This window comes from Cedecea neteri, assembly GCF_000757825.1.
In the GTDB taxonomy this organism is placed as follows: domain Bacteria; phylum Pseudomonadota; class Gammaproteobacteria; order Enterobacterales; family Enterobacteriaceae; genus Cedecea; species Cedecea selenatireducens.
Map to the genome: position 1 here is coordinate 4,568,857 of NZ_CP009451.1, position 26,742 is coordinate 4,595,598.

At 55.6% G+C, this 26,742-nt stretch carries 23 protein-coding genes; 10 read left to right on the forward strand and 13 right to left on the reverse strand.

Annotated features, from left to right (window positions below; all coding sequences use genetic code 11):
* Positions 1-46: 46 nt before the first annotated feature.
* Entirely contained in the window at positions 47-832 is a 786-nt protein-coding gene (gene znuB / locus JT31_RS21160; protein ID WP_038481822.1) for a zinc ABC transporter permease subunit ZnuB, read from the reverse strand.
* Positions 832-1,584, reverse strand: coding sequence for a zinc ABC transporter ATP-binding protein ZnuC (gene znuC, locus JT31_RS21165; protein WP_038481825.1), 753 nt, complete (start codon positions 1,582-1,584; stop codon positions 832-834). The genes znuB and znuC overlap by 1 nt, the downstream gene beginning before the upstream one ends.
* A gap of 79 nt (positions 1,585-1,663) precedes the next feature.
* On the opposite strand from znuC, the gene znuA reads away from it, so the two are divergent.
* The 3 genes from znuA to lpxM all read left to right on the forward strand — a co-directional run bounded on the left by znuA (position 1,664) and on the right by lpxM (position 5,050).
* Positions 1,664-2,608 (forward strand): zinc ABC transporter substrate-binding protein ZnuA, encoded by a 945-nt coding sequence (gene znuA / locus JT31_RS21170; RefSeq protein WP_038481828.1) that lies wholly within the window; start codon positions 1,664-1,666, stop codon positions 2,606-2,608.
* 15 nt (positions 2,609-2,623) lie between these two features.
* The gene (mepM, locus tag JT31_RS21175) at positions 2,624-3,946 is read left to right on the forward strand and encodes a murein DD-endopeptidase MepM (RefSeq protein ID WP_071842997.1); all 1,323 of its coding nucleotides are present in this window, start codon (positions 2,624-2,626) and stop codon (positions 3,944-3,946) included.
* 123 nt (positions 3,947-4,069) lie between these two features.
* Positions 4,070-5,050, forward strand: a complete 981-nt coding sequence (gene lpxM / locus JT31_RS21180) for a lauroyl-Kdo(2)-lipid IV(A) myristoyltransferase (RefSeq protein ID WP_038481834.1) — start codon at positions 4,070-4,072, stop codon at positions 5,048-5,050.
* Between the two features lie 53 nt (positions 5,051-5,103).
* Here the strand turns inward: lpxM and msrA are convergent, their stop codons facing one another.
* The 9 genes from msrA to JT31_RS21220 form a co-directional block, all read right to left on the reverse strand.
* Complete coding sequence (msrA, locus tag JT31_RS21185) at positions 5,104-5,826, reverse strand: peptide-methionine (S)-S-oxide reductase MsrA (protein ID WP_052049035.1); 723 nt, start codon at positions 5,824-5,826, stop codon at positions 5,104-5,106.
* A 14-nt stretch (positions 5,827-5,840) separates the two neighbouring features.
* A complete protein-coding gene (locus JT31_RS24110; protein ID WP_235212893.1) occupies positions 5,841-6,536 on the reverse strand; it encodes a hypothetical protein in 696 nt (231 codons plus the stop codon).
* Complete coding sequence (locus tag JT31_RS24115; RefSeq protein WP_235212894.1) at positions 6,514-7,599, reverse strand: cytochrome c biogenesis protein/redoxin; 1,086 nt, start codon at positions 7,597-7,599, stop codon at positions 6,514-6,516. Before JT31_RS24115 ends, JT31_RS24110 begins: the two co-directional genes overlap by 23 nt.
* Before the next feature lie 201 nt (positions 7,600-7,800).
* Positions 7,801-8,796 carry a FecCD family ABC transporter permease gene (locus JT31_RS21195; protein ID WP_038483423.1) on the reverse strand — a complete coding sequence of 332 codons (996 nt, stop codon included), beginning with the start codon at positions 8,794-8,796 and terminating at the stop codon, positions 7,801-7,803.
* 4 nt (positions 8,797-8,800) lie between these two features.
* A complete protein-coding gene (locus JT31_RS21200; protein ID WP_038481837.1) occupies positions 8,801-9,556 on the reverse strand; it encodes a class I SAM-dependent methyltransferase in 756 nt (251 codons plus the stop codon).
* Entirely contained in the window at positions 9,549-10,514 is a 966-nt protein-coding gene (locus JT31_RS21205; protein ID WP_052049082.1) for an ABC transporter substrate-binding protein, read from the reverse strand. The genes JT31_RS21200 and JT31_RS21205 overlap by 8 nt, the downstream gene beginning before the upstream one ends.
* The gene (locus JT31_RS21210; protein WP_235212895.1) at positions 10,514-12,619 is read right to left on the reverse strand and encodes a TonB-dependent siderophore receptor; all 2,106 of its coding nucleotides are present in this window, start codon (positions 12,617-12,619) and stop codon (positions 10,514-10,516) included. The genes JT31_RS21205 and JT31_RS21210 overlap by 1 nt, the downstream gene beginning before the upstream one ends.
* A 225-nt stretch (positions 12,620-12,844) precedes the next feature.
* Entirely contained in the window at positions 12,845-14,287 is a 1,443-nt protein-coding gene (gene pyk / locus JT31_RS21215) for a pyruvate kinase (protein ID WP_038481840.1), read from the reverse strand.
* Positions 14,288-14,413: 126 nt separating this feature from the next.
* Entirely contained in the window at positions 14,414-15,283 is an 870-nt protein-coding gene (locus tag JT31_RS21220) for a MurR/RpiR family transcriptional regulator (protein WP_038481843.1), read from the reverse strand.
* Between the two features lie 376 nt (positions 15,284-15,659).
* Here JT31_RS21220 and zwf point away from each other — a divergent pair, with 376 nt between their 5' ends.
* From zwf to JT31_RS23810, 4 genes are all read left to right on the forward strand, one after another.
* Positions 15,660-17,135, forward strand: coding sequence for a glucose-6-phosphate dehydrogenase (gene zwf / locus JT31_RS21225; RefSeq protein ID WP_038481845.1), 1,476 nt, complete (start codon positions 15,660-15,662; stop codon positions 17,133-17,135).
* A gap of 257 nt (positions 17,136-17,392) precedes the next feature.
* Positions 17,393-19,204, forward strand: a complete 1,812-nt coding sequence (edd, locus tag JT31_RS21230) for a phosphogluconate dehydratase (protein ID WP_038481848.1) — start codon at positions 17,393-17,395, stop codon at positions 19,202-19,204.
* Between the two features lie 57 nt (positions 19,205-19,261).
* Positions 19,262-19,903, forward strand: coding sequence for a bifunctional 4-hydroxy-2-oxoglutarate aldolase/2-dehydro-3-deoxy-phosphogluconate aldolase (gene kdgA / locus JT31_RS21235; RefSeq protein ID WP_038481851.1), 642 nt, complete (start codon positions 19,262-19,264; stop codon positions 19,901-19,903).
* Between the two features lie 73 nt (positions 19,904-19,976).
* A protein-coding gene (locus JT31_RS23810; protein WP_144244011.1) for an IS3 family transposase occupies positions 19,977-21,340 on the forward strand; the annotation gives its coding sequence in 2 pieces (ribosomal slippage) (positions 19,977-20,454 and positions 20,454-21,340; 1,365 coding nt in all).
* Between the two features lie 83 nt (positions 21,341-21,423).
* Here JT31_RS23810 and purT read toward each other — a convergent pair.
* Positions 21,424-22,602, reverse strand: coding sequence for a formate-dependent phosphoribosylglycinamide formyltransferase (gene purT / locus JT31_RS21250; RefSeq protein WP_038481854.1), 1,179 nt, complete (start codon positions 22,600-22,602; stop codon positions 21,424-21,426).
* Between the two features lie 136 nt (positions 22,603-22,738).
* Between purT and JT31_RS21255 the strand changes: the two genes are divergently transcribed.
* The 3 genes from JT31_RS21255 to ptrB all read left to right on the forward strand — a co-directional run bounded on the left by JT31_RS21255 (position 22,739) and on the right by ptrB (position 26,067).
* Entirely contained in the window at positions 22,739-23,089 is a 351-nt protein-coding gene (locus JT31_RS21255; RefSeq protein WP_038481857.1) for a YebG family protein, read from the forward strand.
* Between the two features lie 119 nt (positions 23,090-23,208).
* Positions 23,209-23,886, forward strand: a complete 678-nt coding sequence (locus tag JT31_RS21260; RefSeq protein WP_038481860.1) for a tellurite resistance TerB family protein — start codon at positions 23,209-23,211, stop codon at positions 23,884-23,886.
* 123 nt (positions 23,887-24,009) lie between these two features.
* The gene (gene ptrB / locus JT31_RS21265) at positions 24,010-26,067 is read left to right on the forward strand and encodes an oligopeptidase B (protein ID WP_038483433.1); all 2,058 of its coding nucleotides are present in this window, start codon (positions 24,010-24,012) and stop codon (positions 26,065-26,067) included.
* Here the strand turns inward: ptrB and exoX are convergent.
* The gene (gene exoX / locus JT31_RS21270) at positions 26,064-26,735 is read right to left on the reverse strand and encodes an exodeoxyribonuclease X (protein WP_038481862.1); all 672 of its coding nucleotides are present in this window, start codon (positions 26,733-26,735) and stop codon (positions 26,064-26,066) included. The two genes, ptrB and exoX, sit on opposite strands and share 4 nt — an antisense overlap.
* Positions 26,736-26,742 lie beyond the last annotated feature (7 nt).

A 26,742-nucleotide genomic window follows, 5' to 3' on the forward strand; every position in this document is an offset into this window, starting at 1 on the left:
ATTAAAAAAGGCGCCTTCGGGCGCCTTTTTCGTATCTACATGAAGGTTAAGCCGGCTGTTTCTTTGCCATGCTGAGGATAAACAGTACCGCAGCAGCCAGCACAACGGACGGGCCCGCAGGGGTATCGTAAAGTGCGGAGAAAGCGAGCCCACCGGTAACGGCAATCATACCAATCAGGACCGCAAAGCCGGCCATTTGCTCAGGCGTACGCGCAAAACGACGTGCCGTTGCCGCCGGGATAATCAGTAGAGAGGTAATGATCAGCGCCCCGACAAACTTCATTGCGACACCGATGGTTAATGCCGTCACCAGCATCAGCAGCATTTTCACGCGCTGCAGATTCACGCCGTCGACGTGGGCGAGGTCCGGGCTGATGGTCATCGCTAGCAGACTGCGCCACTGCCAAGCCAGTACGCCAAGCACCACGACTACGCCTGCGGCGATGGACACAATGTCCGGCAGCGTGACCGACAGTAAATCGCCAAACAGGTAGGCCATCAGGTCAACGCGCACGTTCGACATCAGGCTGACCACCACCAGACCGAGCGAGAGGGCACTGTGCGCCATAATGCCGAGCAGAGTATCAATGGCGAGGTGAGGGCGCTTTTCCAGCCATACCAGGCCAACCGCAAGCAGTAAGGTTACCGCGATAACGGCATAGAACGGATTAACGTTAAGCAGCAGGCCAAACGCCACGCCCAGCAGCGAAGCATGTGCCAGCGTGTCGCCGAAGTAGGACATACGGCGCCAGACCACAAACGAACCCAGTGGCCCCGCCGCACAGGCGAGCAAAATCCCGGCCAGCCAGCCGGGTAACAACAATTCAAGCATTACTGTCCATTCCCTCTGCGCAGAACGATGCGACCCTGCAGATCGTGCCGATGATTATGGTGGTGGCGATAAATGCCTAACTGCTCGGCGCCGATTGGGCCAAACATTGAAATAAATTCAGGGTGGGTGGAGACCACCTCCGGCGTGCCGGAACAGCAGATGTGGTGGTTCAGGCACAGCACTTCATCGGTTTTCGCCATCACCAGGTGGAGGTCGTGAGAAACCATCAGCACCGCGCAGTTCAGCTCCTGGCGAAGCTGGTCAATCAAGTTGTAAAGCGCCAGCTGGCCGTTAACGTCCACGCCCTGGGTAGGTTCATCCAGCACCAGCAGATGAGGCGCATTAAGCAACGCTCGCGCCAGCAGAACGCGCTGATTTTCACCGCCGGAAAGCTTCTGCATCGGCGCATCCACCAAATGGGCAGCCTGCACACGTTTAAGCGCCGGGAGTATGTCTGCTTTTTTTACGCCGGGACGCAGGCGCAGAAAACGGCTCACCGTCAGCGGCAGCGTGGCATCCAGGTGTAATTTTTGCGGCACATAGCCGATGCGCAGATGCTGGTCGCGCCTGATGATGCCGTTGTCCGGCGTGACCAGGCCGAGCACCACGCGTACCAGCGTCGATTTACCGGCGCCGTTTGGCCCCAGCAGCGTAAGAATACGGCCTGGTTTTAGCGCCAGTGAGATATCGGACAGCACGCGACGCTGGCCGAAAGAGACCGAGATATTTTCTAGTTCAACCAAATTTGTCATGACAATTTCAGGGGTTGCATAAGTTAGCGGATGTTATAATATCACAATTATTCTGATTATCACGATGATAAGTTGCATTATGTTACATAAAAAGACACTTCTTTTCGCTGCATTTTCCGCCGCCCTTTGGGGTTCTGCCGCTACCGGCGCCCAGGCCGCCGTCGTGGCTTCCATCAAACCTCTGGGCTTTATCGCCTCCGCGATTGCCGACGGGGTGACAGGCACAGAAGTATTGCTGCCTGATGGCGCCTCTGAACACGATTACGCGCTGCGTCCTTCCGACGTAAAACGCTTGCAGGGCGCGGACTTAGTTGTTTGGGTTGGGCCGGAAATGGAAGCCTTCATGCAGAAGTCTGTCCGTCAACTTCCTGAGAAAAAACAGCTCGAGCTGGCGGCGCTTGCCGGCGTGAAACCGCTGCTGATGAAAGGCGGTGACGATGACGATCATGAGCACGGCGAAGAACACGCTCCTGGCGCAAAGAGTGATGAAGATCACCATCACGGCGAATACAACTTGCATATTTGGCTCTCCCCAGACGTAGCGCGGCTGTCAGCGGTTGCAATCCACGATAAATTAGTGGAACTTATGCCCGAAAATCGAGCCAAACTTGACGCCAACCTGAAAGATTTCGAGTCAGGCTTAGCCGACGCCGATAAGCAGGTTGGTTCCGTGCTGTCACCGCTGAAAGGAAAAGGGTATTTCGTTTTTCATGATGCCTATGGCTACTTTGAAAAACACTACGGTTTAACGCCGCTTGGCCACTTTACCGTGAACCCTGAAATACAGCCTGGTGCGCAGCGTTTACATGAAATCAGAACACAGTTGGTTGAGCATAAAGCGGTTTGCGTTTTTGCTGAGCCACAATTCAGGCCAGCGGTAATTAACGCCGTTGCCAGAGGCACTAACGTTCGCTCCGGCACCTTAGATCCTCTGGGAATTGAAGTCGCATTGGGTAAAAACAGCTATATGCAGTTTATGACCAGCCTTGCGAATCAGTATGCGAGCTGCCTGAAAGGAGATTAACGAGGAAGTGAATACGTGCAACAGATAGCCCGCTCTGTCGCCATGGCATTTGACAATCTTTCACGACCCCATCGCGTAATGCTGGGGTCGCTTACGGTTCTCACTCTGGCGGTCGCAGTATGGCGACCGTCCATTTACCATCCGCATTCCAGCCCGATAATCAAGACCATCGAGCTTGAAAAAAGCGAAATTCATTCGCTGCTGCCCGAGGCCAGCGAGCCGCTTGACCAATCCCCGGACGCTGAAGATGACACCATCCCTCAGGATGAGCTGGATGATAAAACATCCGGTGAAGCCGGCGTTCATGAATATGTTGTCTCCACCGGCGATACGCTGAGCAGCATTCTTAATCAGTACGGTATCGAGATGGGCGATATCAGCCAGCTCGCTTCCGCTGATAAAGACCTGCGAAACATGAAAATTGGTCAGCAGCTTTCCTGGACGCTTAACGCAGACGGTGATTTGCAGCGGTTGACCTGGGAAATGTCGCGCCGCGAAACGCGCACCTACGATCGCGCTGATAACGGTTTCAAAATGACCAGCGAAACCCAGCAGGGCGATTGGGTTAACAGCGTGCTGAAGGGCACGGTGGGCGCAAGTTTTGTTTCCAGCGCGCGTGATGCGGGCTTAACCAGCGCTGAAATTAGCTCGGTTATCAAAGCGATGCAGTGGCAGATGGACTTCCGTAAGCTGAAAAAAGGCGATGAGTTCTCCGTGCTGATGTCCCGCGAAATGCTGGCCGGCAAGCGTGAGCAAAGCCAGCTGGTGGGCGTACGCCTGCGCAGCGACGGCAAAGATTACTACGCCATCCGCGCCGAAGACGGTAAATTCTACGATCGCAGCGGCTCGGGCCTCGCGAAAGGCTTTATGCGTTTCCCAACCGTGAAGCAGTTCCGCGTTTCGTCGAACTTCAATCCTCGTCGCCTCAATCCGGTTACCGGCCGCGTCGCGCCGCATAAAGGCGTTGATTTCGCTATGCCGCAGGGGACGCCTGTGCTGTCGGTCGGTGACGGTGAAGTCGTGATGGCTAAGCGTAGCGGTGCGGCAGGTTTCTTTGTTGCCATCCGCCACGGCCGGACCTATACCACCCGCTACATGCACCTTAAGAAGCTGCTGGTGAAACCCGGTCAGAAAGTGAAGCGCGGCGATCGCATTGCACTCTCCGGTAATACCGGGCGTTCTACTGGCCCACACCTGCACTACGAAGTGTGGATTAACCAGCAGGCGGTTAACCCGCTGACGGCTAAACTGCCGCGTTCTGAAGGTCTGACCGGGTCCGATCGCCGTGATTACCTGGCACAGGTGAAAGAGGTTCTTCCGCAGCTGCGCATTGACTGATTTAGCCTCAATATGAAAAGCCGGTACTCGTGACCGGCTTTTTCTTTTGTCTGTCGCCCGTCACCCCGCTAAAATAACGATAAATTCGTCTCGCCAGGCCGCTGGCGAACTATTGAGAGTCGCATGGAAAAAGCAAAAAAAAACCACAGTGAGTTTATCCCTGAATTTCAAAAAGCCTTTTTGCACCCGCGCTACTGGGGAGCATGGCTTGGCGTGGGCGCTTTCGCCGGGCTGGCGCTTCTGCCTCCGGGACTCCGTGATCCTTTGCTGGGTAAACTTGGCCGTTTAGCGGGCCGTTTGGGCAAAAGCGCCAGACGCCGTGCGCAAATCAACCTGCTTTACTGCTTCCCTGATATGCCGGAAGAGCAGCGCGAGGCCATCATCGACCGTATGTTTGCCACCGCGCCACAGGCAATGGTGCTGATGGCTGAATTGGGCCTACGCGATCCAAAGAAAGTGATGGCACGTGTGGACTGGCACGGCAAAGAAATCGTGGATGAGTTCCGTGCGAAAGGGGAGAACGTGATTTTCCTGGTGCCGCACGGCTGGGCGGTGGATATTCCGGCGATGCTGATGGCCTCCGAAGGTCAGAAAATGGCGGCGATGTTCCACAACCAGGGCAACCAGCTGTTCGATTATGTCTGGAATACAGTCCGTCGCCGCTTTGGGGGCCGTATGCATGCCCGCAACGACGGCATCAAACCGTTTATCAGTTCGGTGCGTCAGGGCTATTGGGGCTACTATCTTCCGGACCAGGATCACGGGCCTGAACACAGCGAATTCGTTGATTTCTTTGCCACCTATAAGGCGACGCTGCCGGCAATTGGCCGGCTGATGAAAGTGTGTCGTGCGCGAGTCGTCCCGCTGTTCCCGGTCTATAACAGCGACACGCACCGGCTGGATATTTTTATCCGCCCACCGATGGATGACCTGCTTGAAGCCGATGACCATACCATCGCCCGCAGGATGAACGAAGAGGTGGAGCTGCTGGTTGGTCCGCATCCGGAACAGTACACCTGGATACTGAAGCTCTTAAAGACACGCCAAGAGGGCGAGACAGAACCTTACTGCAGGGATGAACTGTACCCGAAGAAGAAAAAGTAGCTTACTCTCCTCAAACAAAAAACCGCGCCACCGCATAGCTGGCGCGGTTTTTTTCAGGATTTTACCAGCACCGGTTCCTTGCTCCACAGCGCGGGGAACAGTTGTTTAAGCTGCTCAACCTTAGGAAGATCGTTGATAACGATGTAAGGGTAGTTCGGGTTGTCGTTCAGGAAATTCTGGTGGTATTTCTCCGCCGGGTAGAACCGGGCATGTTGTTCCACAGTAGTGACCAGCGGCGTACTAAATTTATGGCTGGCATTAAGCTGCGCAATATACGCTTTGGCAACCTTTGCCTGAGCGTCGCTGAGCGGGAAAACGGCCGATCGATATTGCGTGCCGTAATCCGGCCCCTGGCGATTCAGCTCCGTTGGGTTATGCGCCACGGAAAAGTAAACCTGCAGCAGCTGGCCATAGGTGACTTTCGCCGGGTCGAAGATAACCTGCACAGACTCGGCGTGCCCGGTCATCCCCATGCTCACCGTCTCATAATTCGCCGTACGCGCCATGCCGCCGGTATATCCGGATATTGCGCTGGTCACACCTTTAACATGCTGAAAAACGCCCTGAACGCCCCAGAAACAGCCGCCGGCAAAGACGGCGGTTTCGAGGTGTGCGCCCGCCGTGGGTGCCTCATCCTGCAAAGGCGCAGGAATAGCAACGGCAGGCTCTGCCTCAGACCATGCGGTGTTCTGGAAAACCAGCGCGGCGATAACCAGAACAGGCGCGCTGAATAACGCTATGCGGCGCTTAGCGGAGGAAACAATAGTGGTTTTCATTTCAAATCTCCTGGTTAACCGAACGTAAAGGCATAGGCGTTGACGCCGGCATCTTCAAATTCAATGCTGAAGGTGTGCTCGCCGCCGCCGCTTGACTGACGAATAAGCTGATACAGGCGCTGCTCTGTCACCGTACCGCTGCCGTCTGGCGCGACGTCTGAGCCGTGAACGCTGCCCGGTGCCTGACCGTCGACAGTGACCTTAAAACGAACCGGTTTACCTTCAGCCCCCGGGCCGAGGACCAGGTGTAAATCGCGGGCATTGAATTGATAGAAAATACGGCCATTGGCGCGATTAAGCGTGATGTTCTCGCCGCCAACGGTCCAGTTCCCCTCGAGCCCCCAGCTATCAAGCGGCAGCGCGGTAGGCTTACTGTAGTCTGCCGGTTTATCGCCGGTGACCTCGCCGGAGGCGAAGTTTTGTGCCCGCATATAGCCGAGGTAGGTTTCTGGAGAGATATCATTCTGGCCGCTGGCCGCCTGTTCTACGCCGCTGGCGGACACCGTGCTTATGCCGCGAGTGACGTTTTTGGCTCCGGCCTGGCGCAGCAGTTCCTGAATGACGCGCTCGGACTGTGCATAATCCCCTTCGCCAAAGTGCTCATAGCGAATGTGCCCGCTGGCATCAATAAAGTAGTGCGCCGGCCAGTACTGGTTATTGAAGGCCCGCCAGATGCTGTAATCGTTATCAATAGCGATGGGGTAGGTCACGCCCAGTTTTTTTCGCTTCTTTGGCGACGTTGCCCGGATCGCGCTCAAAGGCAAACTCTGGCGCGTGAACGCCAATGACAACCAAACCCTGGTCGCGATATTTCTCGGCCCAGGCTTTCACATAAGGCAACGAGCGCAGGCAGTTAATGCAGGAGTATGTCCAGAAATCGACCAGCACGACTTTGCCTTTCAGCGATTCTGCGGTGAGCGGCGGCGAGTTTAGCCACTGCGTTGCGCCGTTAAGCGAAGGCATTGCGCCTGCATCGGTCAGCGTGGGGATCGCGTCATCGTCAGACGTTTTCACCACGGAGGCCGGCGAGGGGGCGTTCGCTGTCGTACTGTCCGGGGAAAGACGCTTAACCAGAGCCTGTTCAATCCCGCCGGTGGAGGCCGTAGACAGGCGAGCCAGCACGCCGGTATCTAAGCCAAAGGTAATCGCGACCACGCCAAGCAGCATGCCGGCCCCCAGGATACGGCGGATCCATTCCCCCACGCCAAGAGAGCTTTTCATCGCGCTAAAGACCTTCCCGCCAATCAGCAACGCAAGTGCGAGCGAGGTGGCTGCGCCAGCGGCATAGGCTAACAGCAGCAGCGTGGAGCCGACATTTGCTCCCTGCAAGGCGGCACCGGTGAGCACCAGCCCTAAAATCGGGCCTGCACAGGGTGCCCAAAGCAGCCCGGTAGCGATACCGACTAAAAACGAACCACCTGGTCCCGCAGGCTGGCCCGGAGCCACCCGGTTAGACAGAGAATTACCGGCGGTAACCAGAGGGTGCATCACGCGCTCGGCCAGGCGAGGAAACAGCAGCGTGATGCCAAACAGCGCCATCAGCACTAACGCCACGCCGCGGCCATACTGATTAGCCGCTACCACCCAGCCGCCGCCCACGGCCGCAAGGGTAGCAAACAGCGTAAAGGTTAATGCCATACCGGCCAGCAGCGGCAGCCCGGTACGGGCAAAAGGCTGGTCGGAGCGGGCAAATACAAATGGCAGCACCGGCAGGATGCAAGGGCTGGCAATGGTTAACAGGCCGCCCAGATAAGCAAGGATAATTACCAGCATCGTCAATGTCCCTGTGAGGGTGAGTGAACGTAAAGCCGGGTAAAATTGACCGGGCTCTGCATGAACATATGCCTGTACTTTATAAAGAGAATACTCACTAAATCCTCTTCAAGAGTTAACAATTTCGTGACAACTATCAGGGCGGCAGCGTAAGTGCCCAGGGGAAAGCGCAGTCAGGCCGGAGCCTTTCTGCGCGGGGAGTTAAGGCCGGGGGCGACGGCGAAGAGTTAAAAGAAATACCGGCACGCCGATAAGCGCCGTGATGACGCCGGGAGGAAGTTCTCTGGGGGCAAATAGCGTACGAGCCAGCGTATCGGACACTAGCGTCAGCATTGCACCGCAGAGAATGCTGGCGGGCAAAGTCCATTGGTGACGATTGCCGATTATCATTTTTGCCAGGTGGGGGACGGTCAGTCCGACAAAGCCAATTGCGCCGCAAAACGACACCAGGGTAGCGGTGAGCAGCGTGATGGCCAGGTAGAGTGATATTTGCAGGGCGAAAACGTTAACGCCCAGGCCCTTAGCGGCAAAATTGCCCAGCGCCATAACATTCAACGTTGGGGACATCGCCAGGCAAAGCGTCCCCGCAAAGAATAGCGCGGCGGCACAGAGAGCCACCTGTGGCCATGTTGCTTGTCCAAACGCACCCAGTAGCCAGAAGGTAAAGCCACGCGAGGTTGTCGCATCGGTTTGCCAGAAGACGATTAATGAGGTTATTGCGCTGAGCAATTGCCCAATCGCCACGCCGGCGAGCATAAACCGGGCCGGCTGCATAATGGTTCGTCCGGCGAGCAGCAAAACCAGCCCAAAAGCTGCCAGAGCCCCGATAAAAGCCCCGCCGGGCATGGCCGTTAGCAGCGGCTGAACGCCAAGGGCGATAATGGTGACAGCCCCCAGGCCCGCCCCGGAAGAAATACCCAGCAGCCACGGGTCGGCCAGCGGATTTCGGGTTAGGGTCTGAAGCACGGCGCCTGCCAGCGCCAGGCCGCCGCCGCAGACCATCGCCAGCAGCGCTCTGGGCAAGCGTAGTGACCAGACTATCTTCTGGTATAGCGCCAGGCGGGGTTCTTCAACGGGAGCCGGATGCAGAAGCTGAATGACTTCGCTCAGGGACAGCGTCACGGCCCCAAAGCGCAGGCTGTAAATCAGCCCAAGCAGAGTTACTACCCCGCACAGCAGCAGGCGCAATGGCAGCACGTGCTTATTTCCAACCGGCAATCAGGTAATCGTCCATGAGCTGCCACAGCGTACCGGTTTCGCTGAAACCGGCCTGGCTGAGGCTTGCCAGCTGAAAGGCCAGCGTCGTTGAGGGCGGTACCGGGCGGCCTGCGAATACGGCTTCACGGGCAGGGATCAGGTCGGCAATTTCCGGTATTTCTTTAGCAAGGGTGAACCAGCTGTCCCAGTCAACCACGCCTTTATCCCATGCCTGTTGTTGAGTCCGGGCATCATGACGCTCGCTGATGGTTTTTTTATTGCCGTCTGCCGGGTTAAAGCGCTGGTGGTCGGCGTTGAGAAATATGCCGTTATCGGCAAGCAATTTCAGGACCTCACCGTGCAGGATGTGCTGTCTGTCCGGCATCAGCCAGTGCAGCGCCGTACTCGAGACGATGGCATCCGGGCGAGGACCGATTATTTTTTCCTGCCAGGCTGGGGTAGCCAGGTCGGCAGAAAGAATACGCACTCGATCGCCATAACCGGTAAGCGTTTCGCGGGCGATGGCCAACATCACGGGATCAACATCCATGGCGGTAACGTGTGCTGCAGGAAACCTTTCAAGAAGGCGTTTTGTAAGGGAGCCTGGCCCACAGCCAAGCTCGAGCAGCGAGAATTCCCCCTTGAACTGTAAGGCCAGCGTGTCCATCAGAGCCTCGAAGCGAGCTTCCCTGCTGGCAATATAAGCGCTTTGCTGCTGGTCCCAGAGGGTGACGAGAGTATTCCATGTGGCGTCAGTCATGATTTTTCCTGGTAGAAAGTGAGGTGATAAGCCTGTCCAGTGCGTCCACTGAGCGGATTGAAGGGTCCATGTCATAGCCAGGCAGGATGATAAATTTTTTTTCTTTCACGGCGCGAAGGCCCGAGGTCAGGGGAAAGTGTTCGAGGAAGGCTATTTTATCTTTAGCGCTGTCGCCGGTGCTGCCGCGGGGCAAATCGGCCAGCACCAGAATATCCGGGTCCCGACGGGCTATTTCTTCCCAGGCGACGTTTGGCCATAGCGCAGAGATGTCCGAGAAAATATTGCGGTTGCCGCTTTCTTTGCTCAGCATGTCCGGCACGCCACAGCAGCCTGCAACGTACGGCGAGTCGGTGCCGGAATACCACCAGAGCAGGCGAGCCGGAGCCAATTCGCCAGCGCGTTGGCGCAGGGCTGCAAGGTGTTCTTCTTCCCGGCTAACCAGCGCTAGTCCCCGATCCTCAAGATGCATAATTTTGGCCAGATCTTGTATTTCCCGAAACAGAACGGCGAAGCTGATTCTTTCCTTCGGAGCGCTCTGCTGGCCGCTGCAGGCGCCGGGAGAGAGCCAGCTTGATATTCCCCAGGCTGTGATTTGATCCCGGCTTGCCCCTTCCGGCGACCAGAACCAGTACCAGCTTGAGGAGTAGATCATTTCGGGGCGCAGCAGCAGCAGCGCCTCGGCGGAGATAAGCCCGGTTCGGGCAACGACGGGCAATGAGAGGGCATTACGCGCAGAAAAGCCCATAGGATCTCTGGACGGGTCATAGCCCACGACGGCAACAATTTCCTGGCGTATGCCCAGTGCCAGAAGGTTTTCCAGAGCAGGGTTGCCATAAACGACGATGCGCGTGGGTACCGAGGTCATTGTTTGCGGCACACCGCAATTGGTCACCGTGACGGCCGAAGAACCAGATGAAAAGAGAAGGCCCGCTGCCGCAAACATAAAAGCCTTAAGCATTAGAACCATACCGTTATCCAGCCTTCCCAGGTGCGTGAAGGGGCGATCAGGGCCTGGCCGTCGTAAGTGCGCTGATAGGAGTAGAAGGTATCGGTCAGGTTGCGAACCCGCGTTCCCAGGCTAACTTTGGGCGTCAGCTGATATTCTGCCGCCAGATCCAGCGTGATGTAGTCGTCCATCTTTTTAGCATTGCGGCTGTCGTTGTAGCTGCTGCCAACGTAGCGTAAATCACTCCTCAAGCTGAGCGGAGCGAGGGGATGCCAGATCAGCGCCAGATTGCTGGTCCAGGTAGGGACGTAAGCGGGCTGGTTGCCGTCCAGATTTTCAGGTGGGGAGCCTGCACTAAAGCTATCGAACCTTGCATGAGTCCATGCCACGTTGCCCGTCACCTCCCAGCGATCGGTTGGCCGGGCCGTGGCTGACAGCTCAATACCCCGTGAAGTTTGTTGCCCTATAGCGAGGAGCTCGCCCGGCGTGGTGGCTGAAGGGGTAAAGAGATTATTTTTGCGCAGCTGGTAGAGGGCAAGATTAACGGATGCTTTATTATCCAAGAACCGACTCTTAATGCCGGTTTCCCATTGTTGTGACTGGGTGAGCGGCAGGTGAGTTTGATCTGCACTGAGGAAGAAAATGTCGCCGCCAGCTTCCTTGCCGTTGGCGTAGCTGGCATAGAGCGTTGTGCCGTCGCTGATATCCCAGTTCAGGCCGACACCGGCGTTAATGAAGCTGCGATTTTGACTTTCGCTGCGAGCCGGAGCGAAGTAATGCCAGTCCATATCCAGTCGCGTAAACCGCAGCTGGTTGAGCAGGCTGAGGCTGTCGGTCAGTTGCAGGCTGTCTTCTATAAAGACCGCATACTGGCGCTGGGTGACCCTGCTCCATGGGGCGCGGGTAATACTTGTTTCGGCGCTAAATGGGTCACGTGGCGGGTTGAGTAAAGGAACATCCTGCGAGCCGGGGAATCCGTTTTTTTGATAGTCGAAACGGCTGGTTTGCAGCTCAATTCCGCCAACCATTCGGTTATCAAGGCCCAGTAAAGTGTGGTCTATTGAGACGCTTGAGCGGTTGGCCAGCAGCGTATTTTTATGGCTTAAGTCACCCCAGGAGTCACGATTGACGGCGTCCGGAGAGGCTGCATTGTAGCGATAGCGCTCAACGTTATGCCAGAAGCGATAGCCATTGTAATACCAGGTGTGGTTATTAAAGGTTATGCCTGGGGCGAGAGTCGTGTCGAGCACAGCCTGCAATGCAGTGGCATGGCTGGCAATTCTGGCATCGGTCAGATTGTTATAGTTAATACCGCGCAGCCGTGCCTGCACCTTGCCTTCAATCAGCGGCGTTCCGAAGTAAGGGTTGTCGCTGCTATTGTTCATTCTGTCGCCGTAAAGCGTCAGAGTGGTTTCGTCAGTAAGGCGGAACAGCAGCGAGCCGCTGACTCTGGACTGCCGGTTGCGTTCATGCTGTACCTGGCTGTGCCCTTCGCTACCCGAAGCATCTAGCCGCCAGGCTACCTTGTCTTCAATCAGCGTCCCCCCCGCTCCGCCCTGCAAGGACTGGGTACTGTAACTACCCGCCTGGTAGCGGAGCATGGCGGGGGAGTCAACAAAGCTGGGTTGATGTGAAACAAGGTTGACGCTACCGGCGGTGGCGGTCAGGCCATTCAGCGCGGAGCCTGGGCCGTGCAAAATATCCACCTGCTGGTAGTGGGCTGGATTGCCAAGTTGCAGCGTACTGCCGGGCATTTCCAGCCCGTCCAGCAGCCAGCTTACGGGCATAAAACCACGCAGAGAAAAACTGTTGGAAAGCGTAGGGGAGGCCACGCCGGACATCCCGGTGGCATGACTGACCGTTTCGGCAAGCGTGCGGTCGCCCTGCGCGACGATCTGTTTTTGTGCAAAGGTTTCCACATACCGCGGCGTTTCTTTGTCAGTCAGGCCCAGGCGTGAGGCCGTGCCGCTGGCGGGTGGCCGCTCCGCAGGGGCCTGGCTTACTACCGTGATGTTTTCCTCACAGGATGTCGTGTTGCAGTTTGCGGCAAAAAGCGGTTGAGAAATAAGCGCCAGAAACACGCCAGCATATAAGAGGTTGCGTTTGATTTTCATCATGTCTGTGGGGACTCAAAATGAACGTGCCTGTTCAGAAATTGGCGATATGTAAGGTCTGATTACGCCATGTAAATTGTTATGTTATAACGTATCATTTAAATGGGCTATAAATTTAAAACGATGAACTCAGTGTGGATATACCGGCAGGCGTCGGTGCGGGAAATAAAAAAGCCGCAACGGGATGTCGCGGCTTTGTCGGGGTTACCCGGTTAGGGTGTGCGTAGATTATTCCACGCAGAGGATGCGGGTAGTGTTGGTGGTGCCGATGGTGCTCATCACGTCGCCCTGGGTCACGATGACCAGGTCGCCGGAGATCAGATAGCCCTTATCGCGCAGCAGGTTTACCGCATCGCTTGCGGCGACAACGCCTTCGTTCACGCTATCAAAGTAGACCGGCGTTACGCCGCGGTACAGCGAGGTCAGGTTCAGCGTACGTTCGTGACGGGACAGCGCAAAGATAGGCAGGCCGGAGCTGATACGAGACGTCATCAGCGCGGTACGCCCGGACTCCGTCATCGAGATGATAGCGGTAACCCCTTTCAGGTGGTTAGCGGCATACATCGCGGACATCGCAATGGCTTCTTCCACGTTATCGAACTGCACGTCCAGGCGGTGTTTAGACACGTTGATGCTTGGGATTTTTTCCGCACCCAGGCAAACGCGCGCCATAGCCGCGACCGTTTCAGCCGGGTACTGGCCAGCGGCGGTTTCCGCCGACAGCATCACCGCATCGGTACCGTCAAGTACGGCGTTTGCCACGTCCATGACTTCTGCACGGGTTGGCATTGGGTTGGTTATCATCGACTCCATCATCTGGGTCGCAGTGATCACGGCGCGGTTCAGCTTACGGGCGCGGCGAATCAGGGTCTTCTGGATACCGACCAGCTCCGGGTCACCGATCTCTACGCCCAGGTCACCACGTGCAACCATGACCACGTCAGAGGCGAGAATAATGTCGTCCATTGCTGCTTCATCGCAAACGGCTTCCGCGCGTTCTACTTTAGCAACAATTTTTGCATCACAGCCCGCGTCACGCGCCAGGCGGCGAGCGTAGTTCAGGTCTTCGCCGCAGCGAGGGAAGGAGACAGCAAGGTAATCAACGCCGATTTTGGCCGCGGTCACGATGTCCGCTTTGTCTTTATCCGTCAGCGCTTCGGCCGACAGGCCGCCGCCCAGCTTGTTGATCCCTTTGTTGTTGGACAGTGGGCCGCCTACGGTCACTTCGGTAAACACTTTCAGGCCATGAACTTCCAGCACTTTGAGCTGAACGCGGCCATCATCAAGCAGCAGAATATCGCCAGGCACGACGTCGGCCGGCAGGCCTTTATAGTCGATACCGACTTTCTCTTTGTCGCCTTCACCTTTACCCAGGTTGGCATCCAGCAGGAATTTGTCGCCCAGGTTAAGGAAAACTTTGCCTTCTTTGAAGGTAGATACGCGAATTTTTGGCCCCTGCAAATCACCGAGAATCGCCACGTGGCGCCCCAGTTTTGCGGCAATCTCACGCACTTTATCCGCACGCAGCTGGTGATCTTCGGGTGAACCGTGGGAGAAGTTCATGCGCACCACGTTAGCACCGGCGGCAATAATCTTTTCTAAATTATTATCGCGGTCGGTTGCCGGGCCTAAAGTGGTAACGATTTTGGTTCTACGTAGCCGTCTGGACATGTATTACTCCGTTGACTGAAACAACTTGGTGTTGCGTGAACAAAACTCGGTAGGTCAGGGTGTGCTGTGAGCCCCCATGACAACGTAACCGAACAGCCTAATAAGTTACAACTTTGTTATCAAAAATTAATGTTCATCGCCTGAGAGATGGCGTTGTTTATCAAAGCGCGATTCTTTGAGCGCTTCCTTGACTCGCTTCAAGTTATCCCTGAATTTTGCCCCTCTGCGCAAAGTAAAGCCCGTTGCCAGCACGTCAATAACGGTTAACTGCGCGAGGCGAGACACCATTGGCATATAGATATCGGTGTCTTCAGGCACATCAAGCAGCAGCGAAAGCGTGGCCTCGCGGGCAAGGGGGCTCCCCTCAGAGGTGATGGCGAGCACAATGGCATCGTTTTCACGGGCGAGCTGGGCGAGTTCGACCAGGTTTTTAGTCCGCCCGGTGTGGGATATCAGCACCACAACGTCCTGTTCAGTACAATTCATACAGCTCATACGTTGCATAACAACGTCATCTGAGTAAATTACCGGTACGTTGAAGCGGAAGAATTTATTGGTGGCGTCGTGGGCGACGGCGGCAGAAGATCCAAGCCCAAAGAAGGCGATTTTCTTTGCCTGGGTCAGCAGATCGACGGCGCGATTAACGGCTGACATATCCAGCGACTGGCGAACCCTGTCAAGGCCTGCCATCGCGGACTCAAATATCTTACCGGTGTAGGACTCGACGCTATCATCTTCATCAACATTCCGGTTTACATACGGCGTGCCATTCGCCAGACTCTGGGCTAAATGCAGTTTAAAATCCGGGAAGCCTTTGGTTTCCAGGCGGCGGCAGAAGCGGTTTACTGTGGGTTCACTGACGTCTGCACTGCGGGCGAGCGTGGCGATGCTTGAGTGAATGGCATCCTGAGGTGTGGCGAGAATCACTTCTGCGACTTTGCGTTCCGATTTGCTAAGGTGTTCCAGCTGTGACTGGATTTTTTCCAGCATATTCATAAAGGCGGGCACTCATGGGTTTTAGCGATTTCAGTAAAAGAAGAAATCGTGGGCCGATTTAGCAAGAATATACTCTGGCTAAAATGTGAAAGGGCGAGTTGCTCGGGTAATGTTGTTGTTTTTTTTCATTACATGATCGGTGTCTAACTTTGGCAACGGTTACATTGTGTAAAAAAACGCCATTGAATGACGCTTTAGTGCGGCATTGTGGGAAAAGTTAGCAATTGAGGCGGTCAAACCGGGGTTAACGGTTGTCCTCAATTCAGCAAAAGCAGTACATTGCAGCGTAATAAAATTACAAGACTTGCCTGGCTTAATGCTATCCGCGCCCCCGAGGGCCGGTAAAAGCCGGGATATCCGAAACGAGGAGACAAACATGGCGGTAACGCAAACGGCCCAGGCGTGCGATCTGGTCATTTTCGGTGCAAAAGGCGACCTGGCGCGCCGAAAACTGTTGCCATCCCTGTATCAGCTGGAAAAAGCAGGTCAAATCCACCCGGAAACCCGCATTCTTGGTGTTGGCCGTGCAGACTGGGATAAAGAGGCATACACCAAAGTGGTGCGCGAAGCTCTCGAAACCTTCATGAAAGAGAAGATTGACGAGAGCCTGTGGGAAAAACTGAGCGGTCGTCTGGATTTCTGTAACCTGGACGTTAACGATACCTCTGCTTTCACCAAGCTGGGCAAAATGCTGGACCAGCAGAACCGCGTCACCATCAACTACTTCGCGATGCCGCCAAGCACCTTCGGCGCTATCTGCAAAGGGTTAGGCAAGGCGAAGCTGAATGCAAAACCTGCTCGCGTGGTGATGGAAAAACCGCTGGGGACCTCCCTCGAAACTTCTCAGGAAATCAATGACCAGGTCGGCGAGTTCTTCGAAGAGTGCCAGGTTTACCGCATCGACCACTATCTGGGTAAAGAAACCGTTCTTAACCTGCTGGCGCTGCGTTTTGCCAACTCCCTGTTTGCCAACAACTGGGATAACCGCACCATCGATCACGTAGAAATCACCGTGGCCGAGGAAGTGGGGATTGAAGGGCGTTGGGGTTACTTCGATCAGGCCGGGCAGATGCGCGACATGATCCAGAACCACCTGTTGCAGATCCTGTGCATGATTGCCATGTCTCCACCGTCTGACCTGACCGCGGACCACATCCGCGATGAGAAGGTGAAGGTTCTGCAGTCGCTGCGCCGCATTGACCGCACCAACGTGCGTGACAAAACCGTGCGTGGTCAGTACACCGCGGGCTTCGCGCAGGGCAAAAAAGTGCCGGGCTACCTCGAAGAAGAGGGCGCTAACAAAGCCAGCGCAACGGAAACCTTCGTGGCTATCCGCGTGGATATCGATAACTGGCGCTGGGCCGGCGTGCCGTTCTACCTGCGTACCGGGAAACGTCTGCCAACCAAATGCTCTGAAGTCGTGGTTTATTTCAAAAACCCTGCGCTGAATCTGTTTAAAGACTCCTGGCAGGAATTGCCGCAGAACAAGCTGACCATTCGTCTGCAGCCGGACGAAGGCGTGGATATCCAGATCCTGAACAAAGTTCCGGGCCTGGAGCATAAGCATAACCTGCAGACGACCAAACTTGATCTGAGCTATTCCGAGACCTTCAACGAATCTCATCTGGCGGATGCCTATGAACGCCTGCTGCTGGAAACCATGCGGGGCATTCAGGCGCTGTTCGTTCGCCGCGATGAAGTGGAAGAGGCGTGGAAATGGGTCGACTCCATCACCGAAGCCTGGGCTGCGGATAACGACGCCCCGAAACCTTATCAGGCAGGAACCTGGGGGCCGGTGGCTTCCGTGGCGATGATTACCCGTGACGGGCACTCCTGGAACGAATTTGAGTAACATCTGGAGCGCGTTGCCGGTAAAAAGGTGATAACAAACACATCTCATTTTACCGGTAACATGATCTAACACAGAAGTGGCATAGTTTTTTATGAATAATAGCCCCGCGTGGATTCACCCGCGGGGCTTTTTTATTTACACTAGCTGAAGCGATTTTGCTCCCGACAGTCAAGATTGATGGGCTACAAGGCTATTTTCAGCCGCCCGGAACATGATGATAGTAGCGCGGGGGAACAGCCACTTTCTGAGGAACTTTTATGCATCCAAATTTGTTACGGGTAACATCGCGTATTATCGAACGCTCCCGCCCAACGCGCGAAGCTTATCTGGCACGCATTGAGAAAGCCAGGAGCAACACGGTTCACCGCTCGGAACTTGCCTGCGGTAACCTGGCGCATGGTTTCGCTGCCTGCCAGCCGGACGATAAGGCGGCGCTGAAAAGCATGTTGCGTAACAATATTGCGATCGTTACCTCCTACAACGACATGCTGTCCGCGCATCAGCCGTATGAGCATTATCCTGAGCAAATCCGCAAAGCGCTGCACTCCGTGGGCGCCGTGGGGCAGGTTGCGGGCGGCGTACCGGCGATGTGCGACGGGGTTACCCAGGGGCAGGATGGTATGGAGCTTTCGCTGCTGAGCCGTGAAGTGATTGCCATGTCTACCGCCGTTGGCCTTTCCCATAACATGTTTGACGGTGCTCTTTACCTCGGCGTATGCGACAAAATTGTTCCGGGGCTGACCATGGCCGCGCTGTCGTTTGGTCATTTACCTGCGCTTTTCGTGCCATCAGGCCCGATGGCCAGCGGCCTGCCGAATAAAGAAAAGGTCCGCATTCGCCAGCTTTATGCCGAAGGCAAAGTGGACAGGCTGGCGCTGCTGGAGGCGGAAGCCGCTTCTTACCATGCGCCGGGAACCTGTACCTTCTACGGCACGGCGAATACCAACCAGATGGTGGTTGAGTTCATGGGCATGCAGCTGCCGGGTTCTTCCTTTGTTCAGCCTGATGCCGAGCTGCGCCACGCGCTGACGGATGCTGCCGCCCGCCAGGTGACTCGCCTGACCGGCAACGGCAACGAATGGATGCCTCTTGGGAAAATGATCGATGAGAAGGTGGTGGTGAACGGCATTGTTGCGCTGCTGGCTACCGGCGGCTCGACGAACCACACCATGCACCTCGTGGCGATGGCTCGAGCTGCGGGGATCGTCATCAACTGGGATGACTTCTCCGACATCTCCGAAATTGTGCCGCTGTTGGCGCGCTTATACCCGAACGGCCCGGCGGACATTAACCACTTCCAGGCGGCGGGCGGCGTACCGGTGCTGATGCGCGAGTTGCTGAAAGGCGGCCTGCTGCACGAAGACGTTAATACCGTGGCCGGTTTTGGCCTGCACCATTACACCATGGAGCCGTGGCTCGACAACGGCCAGCTTGCCTGGCGTGAAGGTGCCAGTGAGCCGCTGGACGCCGACGTTATCGCCACCATGGAAAAACCATTCTCCCGTCACGGCGGGACCAAAGTGCTGAGCGGGAACCTGGGCCGTGCGGTGATGAAAACCTCAGCGGTGCCGGTAGAAAACCAGGTAATTGAAGCGCCTGCGGTTATTTTTGAAAGCCAGCATGACGTTTTACCGGCGTTTGAAGCCGGCAAGCTGGACCGTGACTGCGTTGTCGTGGTGCGCCATCAGGGGCCAAAAGCGAACGGCATGCCAGAATTGCATAAACTTATGCCGCCGCTTGGAGTATTATTGGACCGCTGTTTCAAAATTGCTCTGGTGACGGACGGAAGACTGTCCGGCGCCTCAGGTAAGGTTCCTTCTGCAATCCACGTCACCCCTGAAGCCTACGATGGCGGGCTTCTGGCGAAGGTGCAGGAAGGTGACATTATTCGCGTTAACGGCCAAACCGGCGAGCTGACGCTGCTGGTTGATGACGCCGTACTTGCGGCGCGCACCGCTTATCACCCGGATCTCAGCGCCGAGCGTGTAGGGACCGGACGTGAGCTATTTGGCGCCCTGCGCGAACAGCTTTCGGGCGCTGAACAAGGCGCAACCTGCATTAAATTTTAAGCCCGTGGCGGCAATGCCCCACGGAAAACAGATTAAAACTGGCTAAGAGGCGCTCAGATGAAAAATTGGAAAACAACAGCAGAACAGATCCTGAAAACTGGCCCGGTCGTGCCGGTTATCGTCATTAACAAGCTGGAACATGCCGTGCCGATGGCAAAAGCGTTGGTTGCAGGTGGCGTTCGCGTGCTGGAAGTTACGCTGCGTACCGCCTGCGCTATCGATGCCATTCGCGCGATTGCGAAAGAAGTGCCTGACGCGATTATCGGGGCGGGTACCGTGCTGAACCCACAGCAGCTGGCAGAAGTGACCGAAGCGGGCGCGCAGTTCGCCATCAGCCCGGGGCTGACCGAGCCGCTGCTGAAAGCCGCTACCGAAGGCAGCATTCCGCTGATCCCGGGTATCAGCACCGTTTCTGAACTGATGCTGGGTATGGACTACGGCCTGAAAGAGTTTAAATTCTTCCCTGCGGAAGCCAACGGCGGCACCAAAGCGCTGCAGGCTATTGCTGGCCCGTTCTCTCAGGTACGTTTCTGCCCAACCGGCGGTATCTCACCGGCTAACTACCGTGACTACCTGGCGCTGAAAAGCGTGCTGTGCATCGGCGGCTCCTGGCTGGTGCCGGCAGACGCGCTGGAAGCGGGCGACTATGATCGCATCACTAAGCTTGCCCGCGAAGCCGTGGAAGGCGCTAAGCTGTAAGCCATAAAAAAGCCCCATGTTTTGGACTGCACCCCAAAAGTTGGACACCCAACTGAGTAAGGTGCAGTTTTTTATGGCAAAGCCAAAATATTCCCTCGAAACCAGATTAGCTGTAGTCAAACACTACCTTGCCGGAAAAGATGGAACACATCGTACCGCTGAACGTTTTGGTGTTGAAAGAACATCAGTGCGACGCTGGGTAAGAGCCTGGCAACTCCACGGTATTGATGGCATTACCTGGAAAAATGACCGCCATTCTCCGGCGTTCCGGATTGCTGTCGTACGCACGGTTCTCGCTGAAGAACTTTCGATGCGCGAAGCTGCCGCACGGTTTAATATCTCCACTGAAACCGTTGTCCGGCACTGGGTGAATGTCTACAAAGACGCAGGTGAAAAAGGACTTCTGAGCATAAAACCTGGCCGGAGCAAGGACATGACAAAACCCAAAAAAACACCTCCACTTACCGATGCTGCGCTGGATAAGTTATCTCCCGAAGAGTTGCGGGCTGAACTTCGTTACCTGCGAGCAGAGAATGCCTATCTAAAAAAGCTGAAGGCCTTAGTTCAAAGCGAGAAAAACGGCGGAAAGCCGCAATAATCAACGAACTAAGGCTGGAGTATGCGCTCAGTGATCTTCTTCGTGCAGCGGGCATGTCCCGCAGTACGTGGTATCACAATATCAATGCGCTGAAGCGAGCAGACAGGCATGCCGGGCTGAAAGCCAAAATCAGAGAGATTTATCACTATCACAAAGGGCGTTATGGCTACCGCAGGATCACGCTCTCGCTGAGAAGGCAGGGTCTGCTGGTGAACCATAAAACTGTACAGCGGCTGATGGCAGAACTGTCGCTCCGCTCTCTGATAAGGGTGAAGAAATATCGTGCCTGGAAAGGGGAAGTGGGCAAGGCTGCACCCAATATCCTGGGCCGGAACTTCGGGGCATCGAAAGCCAACGAAAAATGGGTCACGGATGTCACCGAGTTCTCAGTACAGGGTAAAAAGCTGTATCTGTCGCCGGTTCTCGATCTGTTTAACCGGGAGATTATCTCCTACAGCCTGTCGGAAAGGCCGGTGATGGAGATGGTTAATAGCATGCTGCGCGATGCGTTCCTGAAGCTCAGCCCGGAAGATAGCCCCTTGCTGCACACGGATCAGGGCTGGCAATATCGAATGGCAGGCTATCAGGCAAGGTTAAAGGCACAGGGCATGACACAAAGTATGTCGCGCAAAGGAAACTGTCTGGATAATGCGGTGATGGAGAACTTCTTCGGCACACTGAAATCGGAGTGTTTTTACCTGAACAGGTTCAGCGATCTGAATGAACTGAGGAAGGCGATAGAGGACTATATCCATTACTATAACAACGAGCGGATCAGTCTGAAATTAAAAGGCCTGAGTCCGGTAGAATACCGAACCCAGACCCCGATAGCCGCTTAACATGAACTGTCCAACTTTATGGGGTCAGTCCAGTTTAGCGGGGCTCAATGATTAAATCGCTCTCACCTGGGGGCGATTTTTTTTTAGCCTTCTACCTTCACCTGCGCGGCAGATGCCACGGCGCGGGCGATAGCTTCATCGACGTTGTTCCCGGTTGCCAGCGCCACGCCCATACGGCGTTTACCGGCGATTTCCGGCTTGCCAAACAGGCGAACCTGTAAACCCCCGCCCAGCGCAGCGCCCACGTTGCTGAACTTAACGTTGTCGCTGTGCAGTTCGGGCAGGATAACCGCCGACGCAGCCGGACCATACTGGCGAATCTCTCCGACGGGCAGGCCGAGGAAGGCGCGAACGTGCAGGGCAAACTCAGAGAGATCCTGCGAAATCAGCGTCACCATGCCGGTATCGTGCGGGCGAGGGGAGACTTCGCTGAAAATCACCTCATCACCGCAAACGAACAGCTCAACGCCAAACAGACCGTGGCCGCCCAGCGCGGTGACCACTTTCTCCGCAATCTCTTTCGATCTTGCCAGCGCGATATCGCTCATCTGCTGTGGCTGCCATGACTCGCGGTAGTCGCCCTCTTCCTGTCGATGGCCAATTGGCGCGCAGAAATGCACGCCGTCGACGGCGCTGATGGTCAGCAGGGTGATTTCAAAATCAAAATTGACCACGCCTTCAACGATCACGCGGCCTTTACCGGCGCGCCCGCCAAGCTGCGCGTACTCCCATGCTTTCGCCAACTGGTCGGCGGTGCGAATAAAGCTTTGGCCTTTACCGGATGAACTCATCACCGGTTTGACAATACAAGGCAGGCCAATCTCCTGGACGGCCTGCTGGAAAGCCTCTTCGCTATCGGCAAAGCGGTAGGAGGAGGTTGGCAACTGAAGCTCTTCTGCGGCCAGGCGGCGAATACCTTCGCGGTTCATGGTCAGCTTAGTCGCACGAGCGCAGGGCACCACGCGCTGACCCTGCGCTTCAAGTTCCAGCAGGGCATCGGTGGCAATGGCTTCAATTTCAGGAACGATAAAATCGGGCATTTCGGCGGCGACGAGCGCTTTTAATGCAGCGGCATCCAGCATATTGATGACATGGCTGCGGTGCGCAACGTGCATCGCAGGGGCATTCGCATAGCGGTCAACGGCGATAACTTCAACCCCGAGACGCTGACATTCAATGGCCACTTCTTTACCCAATTCACCGGAACCCAGCAGCATAACTCGCGTAGCTGCCGGGCGCAGAGCTGTTCCCAACGTTGACATGTGATTTAGCCTTAACAAAGAAAAAGACCGCGGCAGTATAAACGAAAACGTTTGCGTTGGCAGCGGCTTTACGGCTTGTGTGATAAAATGATTGGCGATATACTGGATAAATAAACAGGTGAAACGGAGCTGCAAAATGGCGGTCGAGATTAAATACGTGGTGGTGAGAGAGGGACAAGAAAAAATGGCCTTTGCCAGTAAAAAGGACGCTGACGCTTACGACAAAATGCTGGATCTGGCCGAAGTGCTTGGCGAATGGCTGCAGCAAAGCCCGCTTACGCTTGAGGAAGGGCAAAACGATACCCTGGCAATGTGGATGGCGGAAAACAAGGATCTGCTGGCGGGCGTGCTGAAAAACGGCAAGCTACCGGAGCCACAGTTAAATCCGGCTGAGCCTGAAACAGAAGCTACTGAGGCTGAGCAAGTGCCGGCTGCGGAAGATAACGTCAGCGAACACCCTGGACGTAAACGGACTAAAGCAGCGTAATTTTTGCTGCATGCGCCGGGCCGCCGGCGCTATTCTTTTCCCATCTTTAGCGCTGACCGACGTTTCTTGACGTCCCGTGGCCTACTCTCGACGAGTTAAGCCAACAAAAGGTACCCGTCATGAATAACTGGTTACAGCAGCTTCAGTCTTTACTGGGGCAATCTACCTCCTCCCAACACTCTTCGCAGCCTGCGGCCGGTGCTGGCCCGGAAGGGCTTAGCAAGCTTCTGGTGCCGGGGGCGCTGGGCGGATTAGCCGGGTTACTGCTGGCAAGCAAATCCTCGCGCAAACTGCTAACTAAATACGGCACCAGCGCCTTATTGGTTGGCGGCGGGGCCGTCGCCGGTAGCGTGCTATGGAACAAATACAAAGAGCGGGTTCGCCAGAATCAGCCTGCTACTGCGGGTTATAGCGAGCCGCACTCGTCGGTTGATGTTCGAACTGAACGGCTGATCACGGCTTTGGTCTTTGCCGCCAAAAGCGACGGCCATATTGACGCGAAGGAGCGTCAGTTTATCGAACAGCAGCTGCGTGAAGTGGGCATCGAGGGTGAAGGCAAAGCGCTGGTCGAGCGGGCCATCGACAGGCCTTTAGATCCACAGCTGCTTGCTCAGGGCGTTAGAAACGAGGAAGAGGCGCTGGAGATTTATTACCTGAGCTGCACCGCCATCGATATCGATCACTTTATGGAGCGCAGCTATCTGAGCGCGTTGGGTGATGCGTTAAACATTCCTCAGGATGTCCGGGCAGGCATCGAGCAGGATCTTCAGCAGCAAAAACAGGCGCTCCCGGTTTAATCCCTCTGATTCCCAATCTGCCGGGTTCTGCCCGGCTTTTTCTTTTAATCCTTCAGGTTCCGCTTGCAAGCTCGGCTGAATTTGCCACCCTTACGGGGTGTTAAACGGAAAATGTTGAAAGTGATGCCACCCAAAGCCAAAAAAATTCCTCACGCTATGACGCTTCATGGCGATACCCGCCTGGATAACTACTATTGGCTACGTGATGATGACCGTGCCGATCCCGAAGTCCTGGCGTACCTCGAACTGGAAAACGACTACGGCAAAAAAATCATGGAGAGCCAGCGAGCCCTGCAGGATCAATTGCTCAAAGAGATGATAGCTCGTGTTCCACCTCACGATGTTTCTGCGCCCTATGTGAAAAACGGCTTCCGCTACCGTCAGGTTTACGAGAAGGGAAATGAGTACGCGATTTATCAACGGCAGTCTGCGGTTCGCGAAGAGTGGGAGGGCTGGGAAGTTCTGCTGGATGCCAACCAGCGCGCCGCCCACAGCGAGTTCTACACCATGGGCGGGCTTGCTATCACGGCGGATAATACCGTTATGGCGCTGGCGGAGGATTACCTGTCTCGCCGCCAGTTTGGTCTGCGCCTGCGCAATTTAAAAACCGGAAACTGGTATCCTGAGCTGCTTGAAAACGTCTCGACCAGTTTTGTCTGGGCAAATGACTCCGTCACGCTTTACTACGTGCGAAAACACCCCAAAACCTTGCTGCCTTATCAGGTCTGGCGGCACACGCCTGGCCACCCGGTTGCCGACGATCAACTGGTGTATGAAGAGAAAGATGACGCTTTTTACGTCAGCCTGCATAAAACGACCTCGCAGCATTTTGTTGTCATCCATCTTGCCAGCGCGACGACGAGTGAGGTTTTGTTGCTGGATGCAGAGCTTGCTGACGCCGAGCCTCACGTGTTTACGCCTCGCCGGAAAGATCATGAATATACGGTCGATCACTATCAGCACGGTTTCTACATTCGCTCTAACAAAGACGGCAAAAATTTCGGTCTTTACCGCAGCACCGTCCGGGATGAGAAGCAGTGGGAAACGCTTATTGCCGCGCGGGAGCAGGTCATGCTCGAGGACTTTACGCTGTTTCGCGACTGGCTGGTGGTTGAAGAGCGACAGCAGGGGCTAACCAGCCTGCGCCAGATTAATCGCCATACGCGCGAGTCCACCGGTATTGCTTTTGACGATCCGGCCTATGTCACCTGGCTTGGCTACAATCCCGAGCCCGAAACTTCTCACTTGCGTTACGGCTACTCCTCAATGACTACGCCGGATACGCTCTTCGAGCTGGATATGGACAGCGGTGAACGGAAGGTCATCAAACAAACCCATGTTGCCGGTTTTGAGGCCAGCAACTACCGCAGTGAACATCTGTGGGTGACGGCCAGGGATGGGGTGCAGGTGCCGGTTTCGCTGGTTTACCACCGCAAGCATTTTCGCCGGGGGAAAAGTCCTCTGCTGGTCTATGGCTACGGGTCTTACGGCAGCAGCATGGATGCGGATTTCAGCGGCAGCCGTTTGAGCCTGCTGGACAGAGGTTTTGTGTATGCGATAGCCCACGTTCGCGGCGGCGGCGAGCTGGGGCAGCAGTGGTACGAAGACGGTAAGTACCTGAAAAAAAATAACACCTTTAACGACTACCTGGACGTGTGTGACGAGCTGCTTAAGCAGGGCTATGGCGATGCGAAATTGCTTTATGGCATGGGCGGGAGCGCCGGCGGCCTGCTGATGGGGGCGGCAATCAATCTGCGTCCTGAATTATTCCATGGCGTGGTGGCCCAGGTGCCGTTTGTCGATGTCGTGACGACGATGCTTGATGAGTCGATCCCGCTCACAACCGGTGAATTTGAAGAGTGGGGCAATCCTCAGGACGAAGAGTATTATCACTACATGAAGCAATACAGCCCTTACGACCAGGTTCACGAGCAGGCTTATCCTCATCTGCTGGTGACGACCGGGCTGCATGATTCACAGGTGCAGTACTGGGAGCCCGCGAAGTGGGTCGCCAAATTGCGAGACTACAAGCGGGGCGATACGCTATTGCTGCTTTGCACGGACATGGACTCCGGGCACGGCGGCAAGTCGGGGCGCTTTAAAGCTTACGAAGGCGTGGCGCTGGAGTTTGCTTTCCTGATAGCCCTGGCGCAGGGGACGCTGCCAGGGCGGGCACACTAGTCAGCCGCGTTGGCGGCAAGATAATGTTTTAAGGTCATACGAAGATCCGGCGTTAGCTCCTTGATGTTGTTGAGCATCCAGCGCAGATAACCCGGATCGTCTTCGGCGATTTCCGCGATAGGCTTACCGCGGTATTTACCAAACATCATAGTGGTCACCAGCGCCGGACGGCCGGTTATCGTGACCATTTCTTCCGGCGTCCAGCCGGACACGTCCATAATTCTTAACAACAGGGCTGCGGTGATATAGCAGTCGAACAACGCTCGGTGATGATGCAGCCCGGCGGGCGTGTCCACGTGCAGCTTCAGCGACTTATACAGGCCCATGTTGCTGTATTTAATGCCCGGCCATAGGCGACGCGCCAGCTTCACGGTACAAATCCAGTCTCCCTGCATTTCAGGCAGCATGCGGCTATCAAAGCTGGCGTTGTGCGCAACATAATAACGGCTACCGTGATAGCGGGGGATCACGTCTTCAATCCAGGGTTTATCGGCCACCATCTCTTCGGTAATTTTATGGATGGCCATCGCCTGATGGCTAATCGGGCGGTCTGGGCGAACAAGGTCGCTCATCGGGTTCACAATCTGGCCGTCGAGGATATCGACCGACGCCACTTCCACCACGCCACCCTGCAATCCACAGGTTTCCGTATCTATAATGCGCAGCATTTCGGGC

Bases quoted from the DNA above. Each gene is read 5' to 3' on its own strand.
- msrA (WP_052049035.1), bottom strand. From the start codon at position 5,826: ATGAAAACCACTATTGTTTCCTCCGCTAAGCGCCGCATAGCGTTATTC.
- purT (WP_038481854.1), bottom strand. From the start codon at position 22,602: ATGTCAACGTTGGGAACAGCTCTGCGCCCGGCAGCTACGCGAGTTATG.
- zwf (WP_038481845.1), top strand. From the start codon at position 15,660: ATGGCGGTAACGCAAACGGCCCAGGCGTGCGATCTGGTCATTTTCGGT.
- edd (WP_038481848.1), top strand. From the start codon at position 17,393: ATGCATCCAAATTTGTTACGGGTAACATCGCGTATTATCGAACGCTCC.
- JT31_RS21205 (WP_052049082.1), bottom strand. From the start codon at position 10,514: ATGCTTAAGGCTTTTATGTTTGCGGCAGCGGGCCTTCTCTTTTCATCT.
- pyk (WP_038481840.1), bottom strand. From the start codon at position 14,287: ATGTCCAGACGGCTACGTAGAACCAAAATCGTTACCACTTTAGGCCCG.
- znuC (WP_038481825.1), bottom strand. From the start codon at position 1,584: ATGACAAATTTGGTTGAACTAGAAAATATCTCGGTCTCTTTCGGCCAG.
- znuB (WP_038481822.1), bottom strand. From the start codon at position 832: ATGCTTGAATTGTTGTTACCCGGCTGGCTGGCCGGGATTTTGCTCGCC.
- JT31_RS21200 (WP_038481837.1), bottom strand. From the start codon at position 9,556: ATGACTGACGCCACATGGAATACTCTCGTCACCCTCTGGGACCAGCAG.
- znuA (WP_038481828.1), top strand. From the start codon at position 1,664: ATGTTACATAAAAAGACACTTCTTTTCGCTGCATTTTCCGCCGCCCTT.
- JT31_RS24115 (WP_235212894.1), bottom strand. From the start codon at position 7,599: ATGCTGGTAATTATCCTTGCTTATCTGGGCGGCCTGTTAACCATTGCC.
- JT31_RS21210 (WP_235212895.1), bottom strand. From the start codon at position 12,619: ATGATGAAAATCAAACGCAACCTCTTATATGCTGGCGTGTTTCTGGCG.
- kdgA (WP_038481851.1), top strand. From the start codon at position 19,262: ATGAAAAATTGGAAAACAACAGCAGAACAGATCCTGAAAACTGGCCCG.
- JT31_RS21260 (WP_038481860.1), top strand. From the start codon at position 23,209: ATGAATAACTGGTTACAGCAGCTTCAGTCTTTACTGGGGCAATCTACC.
- JT31_RS21255 (WP_038481857.1), top strand. From the start codon at position 22,739: ATGGCGGTCGAGATTAAATACGTGGTGGTGAGAGAGGGACAAGAAAAA.
- JT31_RS21220 (WP_038481843.1), bottom strand. From the start codon at position 15,283: ATGAATATGCTGGAAAAAATCCAGTCACAGCTGGAACACCTTAGCAAA.
- lpxM (WP_038481834.1), top strand. From the start codon at position 4,070: ATGGAAAAAGCAAAAAAAAACCACAGTGAGTTTATCCCTGAATTTCAA.
- exoX (WP_038481862.1), bottom strand. From the start codon at position 26,735: ATGCTGCGCATTATAGATACGGAAACCTGTGGATTGCAGGGTGGCGTG.
- ptrB (WP_038483433.1), top strand. From the start codon at position 24,010: ATGCCACCCAAAGCCAAAAAAATTCCTCACGCTATGACGCTTCATGGC.